This is a genomic window from Citrobacter sp. 21OH12SH02A-Citro (genome assembly GCF_027919895.1).
In the GTDB taxonomy this organism is placed as follows: Bacteria; Pseudomonadota; Gammaproteobacteria; order Enterobacterales; family Enterobacteriaceae; genus Citrobacter; species Citrobacter braakii.
The window spans coordinates 374,381-389,500 of record NZ_CP114801.1 but is presented as its reverse complement, the minus strand read 5'-3'; the positions used below and the strand labels follow the sequence as shown (position 1 = coordinate 389,500).

The following is a 15,120-nucleotide window of genomic DNA, read 5'->3' as shown; positions in this document are numbered from 1 at the left end:
TACGCAGAGAAGGGAAAGAACGCGGACAGGAACTGCCCGCGTAAAAGACGTTTACGGCAGGACTTTGGCAGACAGGATAACAATCGGTTTTGACGGGACATTCTGGTAAGGACCAACATCATGGGTCTGCACCTGAGAGATCTTATCCGCGACATCCATACCTTTCACAACTTTACCGAAGACCGCGTACCCAAAGTCGCGCTGGCCGTGATCGAGGAACGCATTGTCTGCAATATTGATAAAGAACTGGCTGGTCGCGCTGTCTTTATCTGCTGTACGCGCCATGGCAATCGTGCCGCGGGTATTACGCAGTCCGTTATCAGCTTCATTCTTGATTGGCGGGTTAGGTTTCTTCTGCTGCATCTGCTCGGTAAAACCGCCGCCCTGCACCATGAAGCCAGGGATCACGCGGTGGAACGTGGTGTTGTTATAGAAACCGCTGTTGACATAATCGACAAAGTTTTGCACTGAAACTGGGGCTTTCTGACTGTTCAGCTCCAGCTCAATGTTACCGGCAGAGGTTGTCAGCAGGACATGCGGGTCACCTTTTGCTGCCAGTGCTGCGGGAGAAAGAGCAGAAAGAGCGAGAACAGCTGCAACAGCCGCCAGAGTCGATTTGAGCATGAGAATTCCTTAACAAGAGCAGAAATGAAGCAAGTGAATTGATTCTAAAGAGCCTTCAAGAACAAGGCCATCCCTTTACTTAATTTTACGTACTTGAAACAAATGTAACCTTATAGCCTCAAGATTCAATGCGATCTAGATCACATAAAAAAATGTAACGTAGCAAGTAATTACCAATAAACATTTAAATGCATCACTAAAGCGCCTAAAATCTGCCCGCTCACGGCGCAGTCAATGCGCCTAACACTTCTATACAGGCCAGTCATGACTAACAGCAATCGCATCAAGCTCACATGGATTAGCTTTCTCTCCTACGCCCTGACAGGCGCGTTGGTAATTGTCACCGGGATGGTGATGGGAAACATCGCAGATTACTTCCATTTGCCCGTTTCCAGTATGAGTAACACCTTCACCTTTCTGAATGCCGGCATTCTGATCTCTATTTTTCTGAATGCATGGCTGATGGAAATTGTGCCACTGAAAACCCAGTTGCGCTTTGGCTTTATCCTGATGGTTCTGGCGGTCGCCGGACTGATGCTCAGCCATAGCCTGGCCTTGTTCTCAGCCGCCATGTTTGTACTGGGTCTGGTGAGCGGTATCACCATGTCGATTGGTACGTTCCTGGTGACTCAGATGTACGAAGGTCGCCAGCGCGGTTCCCGCCTGCTGTTTACTGACTCCTTCTTCAGCATGGCCGGCATGATTTTTCCGATGGTGGCAGCATTCCTGTTAGCGCGCAGCATCGAATGGTATTGGGTTTATGCCTGCATCGGCCTGGTATACGTCGCCATTTTCCTGCTGACCTTCGGTTGCGAATTCCCGGCGCTGGGTAAACACGCGCAGCAACCGGACGCGCCTGTGGTAAAAGAAAAATGGGGCATTGGCGTGCTGTTCCTGGCGATCGCCGCGCTGTGCTACATCCTCGGTCAGTTGGGCTTTATCTCCTGGGTGCCGGAATACGCCAAAAGTCTGGGCATGAGCCTGAACGACGCAGGTAAACTGGTCAGTGACTTCTGGATGTCTTACATGGTTGGCATGTGGGCATTTAGCTTTATCCTGCGTTTCTTCGATTTGCAGCGCATCCTGACCGTACTGGCGGGTGTGGCTACCGTCCTGATGTATCTGTTTATCACCGGTACGCCGGAGCATATGCCGTGGTTCATTCTGACGTTGGGCTTCTTCTCCAGCGCGATTTATACCACCATCATTACCCTCGGCTCCCAGCAGACGAAGGTCGCATCACCTAAACTGGTTAACTTCGTTCTGACCTGTGGCACCATCGGTACTATGCTCACCTTCGTGGTCACTGGCCCTATCGTGGCGCACAGCGGTCCGCTGGCGGCATTGCAGACGGCTAACGGCTTGTATGCGGTCGTATTCGTGATGTGCTTTATTCTTGGGTTCGTCACGCGTCATCGCCAGCATAACGCACCCGCAACGCATTAATCTGAGTGCCGGATGGCGATGCTAACGTATCTTATCCGGCCTACAAGACAAGCTGTTCGTAGGCCGGATAAGGCGCAGATGCCCTCCGGCCTATTCCCGCGCCCTCTTCTTCCACTCGTGATGTAGGCCAATTCTTACAAAAACCCCTCAATTTGTACGCTATTTATACAAACATGAAAAGCCTGTTAATTCCGTAACTTATAAAAATGCAGTTAAATCAGCTATATACCTCTTAAGGAGTATATAAAGGCGAATTTGATTTGCATCAATAAGCGGGGTTGCTGAATCGTTAAGGTAGGCAGTAATAGAAAAGAAATCGAGGCAAAAATGAGCAAAGTCAGACTCGCTATTATCGGTAATGGTATGGTCGGCCATCGCTTTATTGAGGATCTTCTTGATAAATCCGACGCTGCCAATTTTGATATTACCGTCTTCTGTGAAGAACCCCGCAAAGCGTACGACCGAGTCCACCTGTCGTCCTACTTCTCCCACCACACCGCCGAAGAACTTTCTCTGGTGCGTGAAGGATTCTACGAGAAGCATGGCGTTAAGGTGTTAGTGGGCGAGCGCGCAATCACCATCAACCGCCAGGAGAAGGTGATCCACTCCAGCGCGGGTCGTACGGTCTATTACGATAAGCTGATCATGGCGACAGGCTCTTATCCGTGGATCCCACCGATTAAAGGTTCGGAAACCCAAGACTGCTTCGTTTACCGCACCATCGAAGACCTCAACGCCATTGAGTCTTGCGCGCGCCGTAGCAAACGCGGTGCCGTCGTCGGCGGTGGCCTGCTGGGCCTGGAAGCCGCCGGGGCGCTGAAAAGCCTCGGTGTTGAAACCCACGTGATTGAATTTGCCCCAATGCTGATGGCCGAACAACTGGATCACATGGGTGGCGAGCAGTTACGTCGCAAAATTGAAAGCATGGGCGTGCGTGTGCACACCAGCAAAAACACTAAAGAGATCGTCCAGGAAGGCACCGAAGCGCGCAAAACCATGCGTTTTGCCGACGGTAGCGAACTGGAAGTCGATTTCATCGTCTTTTCTACCGGTATTCGCCCACGCGACAAACTGGCCACCCAATGCGGTCTCGACGTTGCGCCGCGCGGTGGTATTGTGATTAACGATACCTGCCAGACTTCTGATCCGGACATCTATGCCATCGGCGAATGCGCCAGCTGGAACAACCGCGTGTATGGTCTGGTCGCTCCAGGCTACAAAATGGCGCAGGTTGCCGTTGACCATATTCTCGAAACCGAAAATGCCTTTGAAGGCGCGGATCTGAGCGCCAAGCTGAAGCTGCTTGGTGTTGACGTCGGCGGGATTGGCGACGCGCATGCGCGCACGCCGGGCGCCCGTAGCTACGTCTATCTCGACGAAAGCAAAGAAGTCTACAAACGCCTCATCGTTAGCGAAGATAACAAAACCCTGCTCGGGGCGGTTTTAGTCGGTGACACCAGCGATTACGGCAACCTGCTGCAGCTGGTGCTGAACGCCATCGAACTGCCGGAAAACCCAGACTCACTGATTCTGCCAGCTCACGCGGGCAGCGGTAAGCCGTCTATCGGTGTCGATAAACTGCCGGACAGCGCGCAGATTTGCTCCTGCTTCGACGTCACCAAAGGCATGCTGATCGCCGCTATCAACAAAGGCTGCCACACCGTTGCGGCGCTGAAAGCTGAAACCAAAGCTGGTACCGGCTGCGGCGGGTGTATCCCGTTGGTAACGCAGGTCCTGAACGCTGAACTGGCGAAACAGGGGATCGAAGTTAACAACAACCTGTGTGAACACTTCCCGTACTCGCGTCAGGAACTGTTCCATCTGATCCGTGTAGAAGGAATTAAAACCTTCGAAGAGCTGCTGGCAAAACACGGGAAAGGCTACGGCTGTGAAGTGTGTAAACCAACCGTAGGTTCCCTTTTGGCCTCCTGCTGGAATGAGTACATCCTCAAACCACAGCACACGCCGCTGCAGGACACTAACGACAACTTCCTGGCGAACATCCAGAAAGACGGTACCTACTCCGTGATCCCGCGCTCCGCGGGCGGAGAAATAACTCCTGAAGGCCTGGTGGCTGTGGGCCGTATCGCGCGTGAATTTAACCTGTATACCAAAATCACCGGTTCTCAGCGTATCGGCCTGTTCGGCGCGCAAAAAGATGACCTGCCGGAAATCTGGCGTCAGCTGATTGAAGCGGGCTTTGAAACCGGTCACGCATACGCCAAAGCCCTGCGTATGGCGAAAACCTGCGTAGGCAGTACCTGGTGCCGTTATGGCGTCGGCGATAGCGTCGGATTCGGCGTGGAGCTGGAAAACCGCTACAAGGGCATTCGTACCCCGCACAAAATGAAATTCGGCGTCTCCGGCTGTACCCGTGAATGTGCGGAAGCTCAGGGCAAAGACGTGGGTATCATCGCCACTGAGAAAGGCTGGAACTTGTACGTTTGCGGTAACGGCGGGATGAAACCTCGTCATGCAGACCTGCTGGCAGCGGATATCGACCGCGAAACGCTGCTCAAATACCTTGATCGTTTCATGATGTTCTACATCCGTACCGCTGACAAACTGACCCGAACCGCACCATGGTTAGACAACCTGGAAGGCGGTATCGAATATCTGAAATCGGTCATCATCGACGACAAACTGGGGCTAAACCAGCACCTGGAAGAAGAGATGGCCCGTCTGCGTGAAGCGGTGGTCTGCGAGTGGACAGAGACGGTTAACACCCCATCCGCACAGGTTCGCTTCAAACACTTTATCAACAGCGATCAACGCGATCCGAATGTCCAGGTTGTGCCTGAACGTGAACAACATCGTCCGGCCACGCCCTATGAGCGTATCCCGGTGACTCTGGTGGAGGAAAACGCATGAGCCAGTGGAAAAACATCTGCAAAATCGATGACATTCTGCCTGCAACAGGCGTCTGCGCCCTGTTAGGTAGCGAGCAAGTTGCGATTTTCCGCCCGTATCACAGCGACCAGGTGTTTGCGATCAGCAACATCGACCCATTCTTCGAGTCCAGCGTGCTTTCTCGTGGGCTGATTGCTGAACATCAGGGCGAATTGTGGGTCGCCAGCCCGCTGAAAAAACAGCGCTTTCGCTTAAGCGACGGTCTGTGCATGGAAGACGAACAGTTCTCCGTGAAACATTACGAAGCCCGAGTGAAAGACGGCACGGTGCAACTGCGCGGTTAATAAATTTTTGGGAGGCGCAACGCCTCCCCTTTTTTGACGTATTTGTAGGTCTTTTATTTGTAGGCCTGATAAGCGTAGCGCCATCCGGCAATTGCACAAGCACATTGCCGGATGGCGGCATAAATGCCTTATCCGGCCTACGGTTACGATTTCTTTTTATTGTTTGTACTTCAAGGATAATCAACACATGTTCACAGACACTATTAATAAGTGTGCGGCTAACGCTGCGCGCATCGCACGCCTCTCGGCTAATAACCCGCTCGGATTCTGGATCAGTTCGGCAATGGCAGGAGCCTATGTGGGTCTCGGCATCATTCTTATTTTCACCCTCGGTAATCTGCTCGACCCGTCCGTACGTCCTCTGGTAATGGGTGCAACCTTTGGTATTGCCTTAACGCTGGTTATTATCGCCGGTTCTGAACTGTTCACCGGACACACGATGTTCCTGACGCTTGGCGTTAAAGCGGGCACCATCAGTCACGGTCAGATGTGGGCAATCCTGCCAAAAACCTGGCTGGGTAACCTGGTCGGATCCGTGTTTGTCGCTCTGCTTTACAGTTGGGGCGGCGGTAGCCTGCTGCCGGTCGATACCAGCATCGTCCATTCGGTGGCGTTGGCGAAAACGACCGCGCCAGCAACGGTCCTGTTCTTTAAAGGCGCGCTGTGTAACTGGTTGGTTTGTCTGGCAATCTGGATGGCAATTCGTACCGAGGGCGCAGCAAAATTCCTCGCTATCTGGTGGTGTCTACTGGCGTTTATCGCTTCCGGTTACGAGCACTCGGTTGCCAACATGACGCTGTTTGCCCTCTCCTGGTTCGGCCACCACAGCGAAGCCTATACCCTGTCAGGAATTGGTCATAACCTGTTGTGGGTGACACTCGGTAATACTTTGTCCGGTGTCGTATTCATGGGATTGGGTTATTGGTATGCTACGCCAAAATCGGAGCGTCCTGCTCCGGCAAAAATCAACCAGCCAGAGGCTACTGCCAATAATTAAGGGGTAATGTCGTGGATCATTTGCCTATATTTTGTCAACTACGTGACCGCGACTGCTTGATCGTCGGCGGTGGTGATGTCGCAGAACGCAAAGCGCGGTTACTGCTGGAAGCGGGCGCCCGTATAACGGTTAATGCGCTGGCGTTTATTCCGCAGTTCACCGTATGGGCAGATGAAGGCATGCTGACGCTGGTTGAGGGACCGTTCGACGAGTCCCTGCTCGACACCTGCTGGCTGGCTATTGCCGCCACCGATGACGATGCCGTCAACCAAAGCGTCAGCACCGCCGCAGAATCACGTCGTATTTTCTGCAACGTGGTCGATGCGCCAAAAGCAGCCAGTTTTATCATGCCCTCCATTATCGACCGCTCGCCGCTGATGGTGGCGGTCTCCTCCGGCGGTACATCGCCGGTGCTTGCCCGTCTGCTACGTGAAAGACTTGAATCTGTGCTGCCTCAGCATCTGGGCCAGGTCGCGCAATATGCAGGCAAGTTACGCGCCCGAGTGAAAGAACAGTTTGCCAGCATGGGTGAACGTCGCCGCTTCTGGGAAAAATTGTTCGTGAATGACCGCCTGGCGCAGTCGCTGGCGAACAGTGACCAGAAAGCCGTCGAGGAAACCACCGAGCAGTTGCTCAGCGAACCGTTGGACCATCGAGGCGAAGTAGTGCTGGTTGGCGCCGGTCCTGGCGATGCCGGGCTGCTGACGCTGAAAGGTCTACAGCAGATCCAGCAAGCGGATGTCGTGGTTTATGACCGTCTGGTATCCGACGACATCATGAACCTAGTACGCCGCGATGCCGACCGGGTGTTCGTCGGTAAACGCGCGGGCTACCACTGCGTACCGCAGGAAGAAATTAACCAGATCCTGCTGCGTGAAGCGCAACAGGGCAAACGCGTCGTGCGCCTGAAAGGTGGCGACCCGTTCATCTTTGGCCGTGGTGGCGAAGAGCTGGAAACCCTGTGTCATGCCGGTATTCCATTCTCCGTTGTGCCAGGTATTACCGCAGCATCCGGTTGTTCCGCCTATTCCGGCATTCCACTGACCCATCGAGATTACGCCCAGAGTGTACGTCTGGTCACCGGGCACCTGAAAACCGGCGGCGAGCTGGACTGGGAAAACCTGGCGGCAGAGAAACAGACGCTGGTGTTCTACATGGGCCTCAATCAGGCGGCTACTATCCAGGAAAAACTGATCGAATTTGGCATGCAACCCGATATGTCTGTCGCGCTGGTAGAAAACGGTACCTCCGTGAAGCAACGCGTTGTTAACGGGGTGCTTTCGCAACTCGGCGAACTGGCGCAGCAGGTTGAAAGCCCGGCGCTGATTATCGTCGGCCGCGTGGTTGGACTACGCGATAAGCTGAACTGGTTCTCGAACCATTAATTGAATGCTCAAAAATGCCCTGATATTGGACTGCCCCTATAAAGTTGGACAGTTCATATTCAGGGCATTTATTTATCTTCCGATAGAAATAAATCAAAAACCGATACACGCTATATACTCGCCTCAGTAGCCCAACCGTTAATCATTAATTAAATATATCTTTAAAACATTTAAATTCATTGAAATAATATTTTATATAAAACTTGTTATGTCCTAATCCGGACTACTTTAAATTTATTTTAGTTGATATCTTAACCGCCGAGAAATGGATTTCATCCATTTAAAAATAGATATCTTACAAGGATTTTAACATGCTGAAATTTGCAAAAATCACTATCGTTGCTGGTGTTCTGGCTACGCTGACCGCGTGTACTGGTCATGTCGATAACAAAAAAGATAACTGCACCTACGATTACTTCCTGCATCCGGCAATTTCTATTTCTAAAATTATTGGTGGCTGTGGCCCGGCTGCAGATCTGTAACAGAAGCGATTGCGCAGATACAAAAAAACCGGGAAATCCCCGGTTTTTATATTTATAGGTTAAATGCTCATTCACACGTTACCGCACTTCTCGCCGAGCAGGTAGCGGGCCAGGGTTGTCAGTCCCCTCCTCTTTTAAATATCCGACGCATTTTATATCTTCAGTAAATTGAATATTTATATCTTCATTAAAGTGATTGATATAAGGAAATATGCAAACGGCGAGGCGCTTCATATTTTTTGAGATTCACCAGCGAACAGGCGAAAAAAAACCGGGTAGAACCCGGTTTCTTCAGCAACGCAGAGCGCATTACGGCTTGGCGACAAAACCAATCGCTTCGTAAACCGCTTTCAGCGTAACAGACGCGCGTGCGCTGGCTTTTTCCGCGCCATCTTTCATCACCTGCTGCAGGAAAGCTTCATCGTTACGGAAACGGTGATAACGCTCCTGAAGCTCGGTCAGCATGCCGGAAACGGCCTCTGCGACTTCACCTTTCAGATGACCATACATCTTGCCTTCAAAGTGCTGTTCCAGCTCCGGAATGCTCTGGCCGGTGACGGCAGAGAGGATATCCAGCAGGTTGGAAACACCCGCTTTATTCTGCACGTCGTAGCGTACAACAGGCGGCTCTTCGGAGTCGGTCATCGCACGTTTGATTTTCTTAACCACGGATTTCGGATCTTCCAGCAGGCCGATCACATTGTTGCGGTTGTCATCCGACTTGGACATTTTCTTCGTCGGCTCCAGCAGCGACATCACGCGCGCACCGGATTTAGGAATGAACGGCTCAGGCACTTTGAAGATGTCGCCATACAGGGCGTTGAAGCGCTGGGCGATATCGCGGCTTAGTTCCAGATGCTGTTTCTGATCTTCGCCAACCGGTACCTGGTTGGTCTGATACAGCAGGATGTCTGCCGCCATCAGCACCGGATAATCAAACAGACCGGCGTTGATGTTCTCCGCATAGCGTGCGGATTTATCTTTGAACTGGGTCATACGGCTCAGCTCGCCGAAATAGGTGTAGCAGTTCAGCGCCCAACCTAATTGTGCGTGTTCCGGTACATGAGACTGGACGAAAATGGTGCTTTTTTCAGGATCGATACCGCATGCCAGATACAGCGCCAGCGTATCGAGCGTTGCTTTACGCAGCTGCTGAGCATCCTGACGAACGGTGATGGCATGTTGGTCAACGATGCAGTAGATGCAATGGTAGTCATCCTGCATGCTCACCCACTGACGCAGCGCACCCATATAGTTGCCAATGGTCAATTCACCTGAGGGCTGTGCGCCACTAAAAACGATGGGCTTAGTCATTTTTTGATTCCTGATTTTCGCTATGCGGAAGCCCGAGAACGGGCAGTAGTTCATTAATACGGTCGTAAATAACGTCGGGTTGGCTCAGCGCGATCGACTCGCCGTAGTTGTAGCCATAAGTCAGACCAACGGACGGACAGCCAGCAGCTTTTGCCGCCTGAATATCATTACGTGAATCCCCTACGAAGAGCAATTGCTCAGGCTTAATGCCAAGCTTGCTTGCTACCAGCAGTAGCGGATCCGGATGCGGTTTTTTATTCTGCACGTCGTCACCACCGATGACCACGCTAAAGTATTTGGCGATATCTAACGCCTCAAGCAATGGCGCGACAAACGGGGTCGGTTTGTTGGTCACCAGACCCAGCGGCAATCCTTTCGCATGCATCGCGCCCAGCGTGTCGGCAACATCAGGGAACAGGAATGTCCCCTCTTCTGCGACATCGCCGTAGTATCTGTCGAACAGCTTACGCAAAATACGCACCTGTTCTTCAGCGGGGATATCATCATCAACGGGCAGTTTACCCATTGTCTTACGTAGTGTGGCGCGCTCCTGACGCGACCACGCCAGCGCGCGCTCCATCAGTACATCTGCACCGTTGCCAATCCAGGTGATAACGCGTTCTTCACCGGCAATCGGCAGTTCCAGCGCATACAGCGCCATATCCACCGCTGCGGTTAATCCCGGCGCGCTGTCGACCAGCGTACCGTCGAGGTCAAATGCAACGCCCCGAATATCCTGAAACTTATCCATGACTTACCTTCGCCAGTTCATTGCGCATTTCATCAATGACTTTTTTGTAGTCTGGTTGGTCGAAAATAGCAGAGCCTGCGACAAACATATCTGCACCCGCCGCCGCGATTTCACCAATGTTGTTCACCTTGACGCCGCCGTCCACTTCGAGGCGGATATCGTAGCCAGATTCATCAATACGACGACGCACTTCGCGCAGCTTATCCAGCGTTTGTGGGATAAAGGACTGCCCGCCAAAGCCTGGGTTAACGGACATCAGCAGGATCACATCGAGCTTATCCATGACGTAGTCCAGATAGCTCAGCGGTGTTGCCGGGTTAAACACCAGGCCCGCTTTACAGCCATGCTCTTTGATCAGCTGTAAAGTGCGATCGACGTGCTCGGAGGCTTCCGGGTGAAAAGTAATGATGCTCGCGCCGGCGGCGGCGAAGTCCGGGACAATACGATCGACCGGTTTCACCATCAGATGAACGTCAATCGGGGCAGTAATGCCATATTTACGCAGCGATTTCAGTACCATCGGGCCGATGGTCAGGTTTGGTACGTAGTGATTGTCCATGACATCGAAGTGCACGACGTCGGCACCGGCAGTCAGCGCTCTCGCGGTGTCCTCACCCAGGCGGGCAAAATCAGCCGACAGAATTGAGGGGGCGATCAAATACTGTTTCATCCGCTTCTCCTTGAGAATTATTTCTTCGCAGGCGTTACAACTCCTGGTTTATACAGTGCCAGCAGTTCGTTCACCTTTTTACGCGTGCCGCCATTGCTGCTAATGCTGCGCCGCACTTTGACCTGAAAATGTTTCGCCGATCGGTACCATTCGCGGGTATCGGGCGTGTCATGGTTCGAAATTAACACCGGGATCTGCTTACTGACCAGCTTTTCTGCCATCTCGGCCAGATGTGCCTGCTCTTTTGGGCTAAAGCTGTTGGTATGATACGCGGTGAAATTTGCCGTCGCCGAAAGCGGTGCATAAGGCGGGTCACAATAGACCACAGAGTTGCTATCCGCACGGTCCATGCACTCTTCATAGGAGAGACAATGGAACTCCGCATTCTGCGCTTTTTCAGCAAAATGGTACAACTCGGCTTCCGGGAAGTAAGGTTTTTTATAACGACCAAACGGTACATTAAACTCGCCGCGCAGGTTATAACGGCACAATCCGTTGTAACCAAAGCGGTTCAGATACAAGAACAGCACTGCACGGCGGAACGGATCCTGACTGGCATTAAATTCTTCTCTGAACCGATAGTACACCTCAGCCTGATTAGTTTCAGGCATAAACAGCTCACGCGAAGCCTGCACATACTCATCGGTACGTGTCTTCACGATGTTATAGAGACTGATGAGGTCGCTGTTGATATCGGCAAGAATATAACGAGAAAAGTCGGTGTTGAGAAACACCGACCCGGCACCCACGAAAGGTTCAATCAGGCATTCACCCTGAGGTAAATGCCGTTTGATATCATCAAGCAGGGGGTATTTTCCCCCTGCCCATTTCAAAAAAGCGCGATTTTTTTTCATGCTGACTAACTAATTACACCTTCTCCGGCTGTGGAGAAAGCTCCGACAGCATCCTGCGCTTTAGTCTTTGTCCCGCAATTGGGCGAAACAGCAAACCATTGCAGAACATATCCTATCTTACTTCAAATCGGCCTGAACCTGGTGCAGCGGTTTTGCCCACGGATTTTTCGCCTGAATATCGGCGGGTAGCGTAGACACTGCACGTTTCGCATCTTCTTTAGACGCATACACGCCTGTTACCAGAACATACCACGGTTGACCGTTACGCGTCGTCTGATACACCACGTAGTTTTTCAGGTTTTCTTTCTTCGCCCAACCGTTAAGGTTGTCGTAGTTAGAAGAACTGCTGAGCTGCAGCGTGTAATGGCTGGACGGCGCAGATTTTAACGCTCCGACATTTCCTGCACTTTTCGCTCCACCAGCAACAGGTGTTGACGTTGTTGCCGTCGCAGTTGGCGCAGGCGTTGTAGTCGCGGTTGCTTTCGGCTCAACGGTCGCCTTCGGCGTAGCGGTAACCACAGGTGCTTTGGTTGTGGTCGTCGGCGCAGTTGCAGTTGGTTTTGCCTGAGCAACAGGTTTCGGCTCTGTCTGCGTCGCTTTCACCGTAGTTTGCGGTTTGCTCTTCGGCTCAATAACGGCCTGTTTACGTTCCTGGTGTGTCGCAGCAGGGCGTTCAGCCGTTTCCGTTTTCGCAGTCTGGCGCACAGCATTACCATTACGAACTGGCGCAACGGTCGCCGGTTCGGTCGGCAGCGTAGAGTTAACCACTACATTGTTAACCTGCTCCTGGCCTTGCGGTTGCGTCAGAGCGTTGTTCAGATCGCCCTGCACTTCAACACGCTGCTGGCCTTCAGTTGCCGCAGGTGTCTGACCTTGAGTTGGGGTAGAGGAAATCGGCGGTAGGGAAACATCCTGCTGGGTATTGCCAGCGGTCTGCTCAGCGCCTGTTGCAGGCGTAGTCGTGCTCGCCTGATCCGTCGCGTTGTTGCCAGAAAGATCGATGCTCTTCTCACCAGATCCAGCCTGCTCACTGGGAGATGATGAGGGGGCTTTCAGCGCAGAACCGATACCGATGATCAGCAGCAACAGCACCAGGACACCGACACCCATCATCATATACTGACGAGAGGCAGGCTTGCTGGCGGGTTTCTTACGCTTGCGCGGACGGCGTTCTACACGCTCTTCATCCACGTCATCGTCATCAGACTCATACTCTTCTTCAATGTCCCGTTCTTCTTCACGCTCTTTACGTGCGCGCGCAGGACGGCGATCGTCAGCATCCAGATCAACATCATCAAAATTGATTTGCGGCTCATTATCGCGTTCAGACGATTGACGAGAACGACCAGTACGACGATCGCTGGGATCGGGTTTCAGCTCGTCTTCTGGTTTGAATTCATCCATTTAACACCCCACTCAAAGGTTAATGCTTACGACTTTGCACATAACCTGAAGCTAAAAGACCTACGTTTCGCAACGCAAGCCAGACCTTTCTTGTTGTTACGCCGGCTGGCAATCAGCAATAGCGTTAAGAACCACCTCGTGCGACACTCCGCCGCGCACTTCACTCTTCCCTAATGCCAGCGGAAGCACTAAACGAATCTCTCCCGCTAACACTTTTTTATCTCGCAGCATGTGCGGCAGATAAGCCTCGCTGGACATTTCACGCGGTCCATTGACCGGCAAGCCCGCTCGCTGCAGCAGCGTAATGATGCGCTGCGTATCAGCGGAGGTAAACTGTCCAAGACGTTCTGACGTACGAGCAGCCATTACCATACCTGCTGCAACGGCTTCACCATGTAACCAATTGCCATAACCCATTTCAGCTTCGATCGCATGGCCAAACGTGTGTCCCAGATTCAGTAAAGCACGTAAGCCCATTTCACGCTCGTCCGCTGCGACAACTTCTGCTTTCAGCTCACAACAACGACGAATACAGTACGCCATCGCCGGACCATCCAGACGCAATAACGCATCCAGATTTTCTTCCAGCCAACTGAAAAATTCACCGTCAAGGATGATGCCGTATTTGATCACTTCCGCCAGCCCCGATGCCAGCTCACGCGCAGGAAGCGTTTTCAGACAATCGAGATCCACCACCACGGACGCCGGTTGGTAAAACGCGCCAATCATGTTTTTACCGAGGGGATGGTTTACGGCGGTTTTGCCGCCAACGGAGGAGTCGACCTGCGACAACAGGGTTGTCGGGACTTGAATAAAACGAACACCACGCTGATAGCTGGCTGCCGCAAAACCGGTCAGATCGCCTATCACGCCGCCGCCAAGTGCGACTAACGTGGTATCACGACCGTGCGGTTTTTGCAGTAACGCAGTGAAAACCGTATCCAGAACCGTCAGGCTTTTATACTGCTCGCCATCGGGAAGGATAACGCTATCAACGTTAACACCCGCCTGTTCAAGTACGCCGCGAACCTTATCGAGATAAAGGGGAGCCAGGGTTTCGTTGGTTACCAACATAACCTGATCGCCCGATTTCAGCGGTAAGAATGAAGCTGGCTCATTAAACAAACCAGCCGCGATGGTGATAGGGTAACTACGTTCCCCGAGAGTGACTGTAATCCTCTCCATTACGCGACATCCACCTTAGTTACTTGTACCCGCAGACGAGTGTGTATTCAGCCAGAATTAGTTGCTTTCCAGCATATGAATAATCTGGTTTGCTACGACTTTTGCGCTCTGATCGTCGGTGCGAATGGTCACGTCAGCAATCTCTTCGTACAGAGGATTGCGTTCGTCAGCCAACGCTTCCAGAACTTCACGAGGCGGCGATTCTACCTGCAGCAGCGGGCGTTTCTTGTCACGTTGAGTTCGCGCAAGTTGTTTTTCAATTGTCGTTTCAAGATAGACCACGACGCCACGCGCGGAAAGACGGTTACGTGTTTCACGTGATTTAACAGAGCCACCGCCAGTTGCCAGCACAATACCCTGTTTTTCCGTCAACTCGTTGATGACTTTTTCTTCGCGATCACGGAAGCCGTCTTCACCTTCTACATCGAAGACCCAGCCCACATCAGCTCCGGTTCGTTTCTCAATCTCTTGATCAGAATCGTAAAATTCCATATTGAGTTGTTGAGCTAACTGGCGCCCAATAGTGCTTTTTCCGGCACCCATAGGCCCAACCAGAAAGATATTGCGTTTCTCTGCCATTTTTTCGGTACTACTAAGACTATTCGTTAATGGTAAACCCGCTTCGCAGACACTCAGCGCAGCAGGACATGAACTGAAACCTCATAAGATATTGCGAGAGTCAGACTGAAAATTATCTCAATACTCAAGCGGGTTTGGCAACTGAATAAATCACCAAACCTTACGCATTTCTGGTCGTGGCAGGCATGCTACCCTGCAAACATCAGACCTGGCGACGTATCGCGCAGCCAAATGA

14 protein-coding genes are annotated in these 15,120 nt (G+C 52.1%); 6 read left to right on the top strand and 8 right to left on the bottom strand.

Going from position 1 to position 15,120, the window contains the following annotated elements:
• Window positions 1-51: 51 nt before the first annotated feature.
• Window positions 52-624 carry a peptidylprolyl isomerase A gene (gene ppiA / locus O6D90_RS01815; protein WP_003023595.1) on the bottom strand — a complete coding sequence of 191 codons (573 nt, stop codon included), beginning with the start codon at window positions 622-624 and terminating at the stop codon, window positions 52-54.
• Window positions 625-888: 264 nt separating this feature from the next.
• On the opposite strand from ppiA, the gene tsgA reads away from it, so the two are divergent.
• From tsgA to O6D90_RS01785, 6 genes are all read left to right on the top strand, one after another.
• Window positions 889-2,070 carry an MFS transporter TsgA gene (gene tsgA, locus O6D90_RS01810; RefSeq protein ID WP_016154778.1) on the top strand — a complete coding sequence of 394 codons (1,182 nt, stop codon included), beginning with the start codon at window positions 889-891 and terminating at the stop codon, window positions 2,068-2,070.
• Between the two features lie 327 nt (window positions 2,071-2,397).
• Window positions 2,398-4,941 carry an NADPH-nitrite reductase large subunit gene (nirB, locus tag O6D90_RS01805; protein WP_016154779.1) on the top strand — a complete coding sequence of 848 codons (2,544 nt, stop codon included), beginning with the start codon at window positions 2,398-2,400 and terminating at the stop codon, window positions 4,939-4,941.
• On the top strand, window positions 4,938-5,264 hold the full coding sequence (gene nirD / locus O6D90_RS01800) for a nitrite reductase small subunit NirD (RefSeq protein WP_016154780.1): 327 nt from the start codon (window positions 4,938-4,940) through the stop codon (window positions 5,262-5,264). The genes nirB and nirD overlap by 4 nt, the downstream gene beginning before the upstream one ends.
• A gap of 187 nt (window positions 5,265-5,451) precedes the next feature.
• The gene (gene nirC / locus O6D90_RS01795) at window positions 5,452-6,261 is read left to right on the top strand and encodes a nitrite transporter NirC (protein WP_016157627.1); all 810 of its coding nucleotides are present in this window, start codon (window positions 5,452-5,454) and stop codon (window positions 6,259-6,261) included.
• An 11-nt stretch (window positions 6,262-6,272) separates the two neighbouring features.
• Window positions 6,273-7,646, top strand: coding sequence for a siroheme synthase CysG (gene cysG / locus O6D90_RS01790; protein WP_016157628.1), 1,374 nt, complete (start codon window positions 6,273-6,275; stop codon window positions 7,644-7,646).
• A 311-nt stretch (window positions 7,647-7,957) separates the two neighbouring features.
• Window positions 7,958-8,128 carry a YhfL family protein gene (locus O6D90_RS01785; RefSeq protein WP_016154783.1) on the top strand — a complete coding sequence of 57 codons (171 nt, stop codon included), beginning with the start codon at window positions 7,958-7,960 and terminating at the stop codon, window positions 8,126-8,128.
• 309 nt (window positions 8,129-8,437) lie between these two features.
• Here the strand turns inward: O6D90_RS01785 and trpS are convergent, their stop codons facing one another.
• From trpS to aroK, 7 genes are all read right to left on the bottom strand, one after another.
• Complete coding sequence (gene trpS / locus O6D90_RS01780) at window positions 8,438-9,442, bottom strand: tryptophan--tRNA ligase (protein WP_016154784.1); 1,005 nt, start codon at window positions 9,440-9,442, stop codon at window positions 8,438-8,440.
• The gene (gene gph / locus O6D90_RS01775; RefSeq protein WP_016157629.1) at window positions 9,435-10,193 is read right to left on the bottom strand and encodes a phosphoglycolate phosphatase; all 759 of its coding nucleotides are present in this window, start codon (window positions 10,191-10,193) and stop codon (window positions 9,435-9,437) included. Before gph ends, trpS begins: the two co-directional genes overlap by 8 nt.
• Window positions 10,186-10,863 (bottom strand): ribulose-phosphate 3-epimerase, encoded by a 678-nt coding sequence (rpe, locus tag O6D90_RS01770; RefSeq protein WP_003023561.1) that lies wholly within the window; start codon window positions 10,861-10,863, stop codon window positions 10,186-10,188. The genes gph and rpe overlap by 8 nt, the downstream gene beginning before the upstream one ends.
• A 17-nt stretch (window positions 10,864-10,880) precedes the next feature.
• A complete protein-coding gene (gene dam / locus O6D90_RS01765) occupies window positions 10,881-11,717 on the bottom strand; it encodes an adenine-specific DNA-methyltransferase (protein WP_016154786.1) in 837 nt (278 codons plus the stop codon).
• Between the two features lie 117 nt (window positions 11,718-11,834).
• Window positions 11,835-13,121 carry a cell division protein DamX gene (damX, locus tag O6D90_RS01760; RefSeq protein WP_016157630.1) on the bottom strand — a complete coding sequence of 429 codons (1,287 nt, stop codon included), beginning with the start codon at window positions 13,119-13,121 and terminating at the stop codon, window positions 11,835-11,837.
• Between the two features lie 96 nt (window positions 13,122-13,217).
• A complete protein-coding gene (gene aroB / locus O6D90_RS01755; RefSeq protein WP_016154788.1) occupies window positions 13,218-14,306 on the bottom strand; it encodes a 3-dehydroquinate synthase in 1,089 nt (362 codons plus the stop codon).
• 57 nt (window positions 14,307-14,363) lie between these two features.
• Entirely contained in the window at window positions 14,364-14,885 is a 522-nt protein-coding gene (gene aroK / locus O6D90_RS01750; RefSeq protein WP_003023552.1) for a shikimate kinase AroK, read from the bottom strand.
• Window positions 14,886-15,120 lie beyond the last annotated feature (235 nt).

Bases quoted from the DNA above. Each gene is read 5' to 3' on its own strand.
- damX (WP_016157630.1), bottom strand. From the start codon at position 13,121: ATGGATGAATTCAAACCAGAAGACGAGCTGAAACCCGATCCCAGCGAT.
- O6D90_RS01785 (WP_016154783.1), top strand. From the start codon at position 7,958: ATGCTGAAATTTGCAAAAATCACTATCGTTGCTGGTGTTCTGGCTACG.
- aroK (WP_003023552.1), bottom strand. From the start codon at position 14,885: ATGGCAGAGAAACGCAATATCTTTCTGGTTGGGCCTATGGGTGCCGGA.
- rpe (WP_003023561.1), bottom strand. From the start codon at position 10,863: ATGAAACAGTATTTGATCGCCCCCTCAATTCTGTCGGCTGATTTTGCC.
- trpS (WP_016154784.1), bottom strand. From the start codon at position 9,442: ATGACTAAGCCCATCGTTTTTAGTGGCGCACAGCCCTCAGGTGAATTG.
- tsgA (WP_016154778.1), top strand. From the start codon at position 889: ATGACTAACAGCAATCGCATCAAGCTCACATGGATTAGCTTTCTCTCC.
- nirD (WP_016154780.1), top strand. From the start codon at position 4,938: ATGAGCCAGTGGAAAAACATCTGCAAAATCGATGACATTCTGCCTGCA.
- ppiA (WP_003023595.1), bottom strand. From the start codon at position 624: ATGCTCAAATCGACTCTGGCGGCTGTTGCAGCTGTTCTCGCTCTTTCT.
- gph (WP_016157629.1), bottom strand. From the start codon at position 10,193: ATGGATAAGTTTCAGGATATTCGGGGCGTTGCATTTGACCTCGACGGT.
- nirC (WP_016157627.1), top strand. From the start codon at position 5,452: ATGTTCACAGACACTATTAATAAGTGTGCGGCTAACGCTGCGCGCATC.
- dam (WP_016154786.1), bottom strand. From the start codon at position 11,717: ATGAAAAAAAATCGCGCTTTTTTGAAATGGGCAGGGGGAAAATACCCC.
- nirB (WP_016154779.1), top strand. From the start codon at position 2,398: ATGAGCAAAGTCAGACTCGCTATTATCGGTAATGGTATGGTCGGCCAT.
- aroB (WP_016154788.1), bottom strand. From the start codon at position 14,306: ATGGAGAGGATTACAGTCACTCTCGGGGAACGTAGTTACCCTATCACC.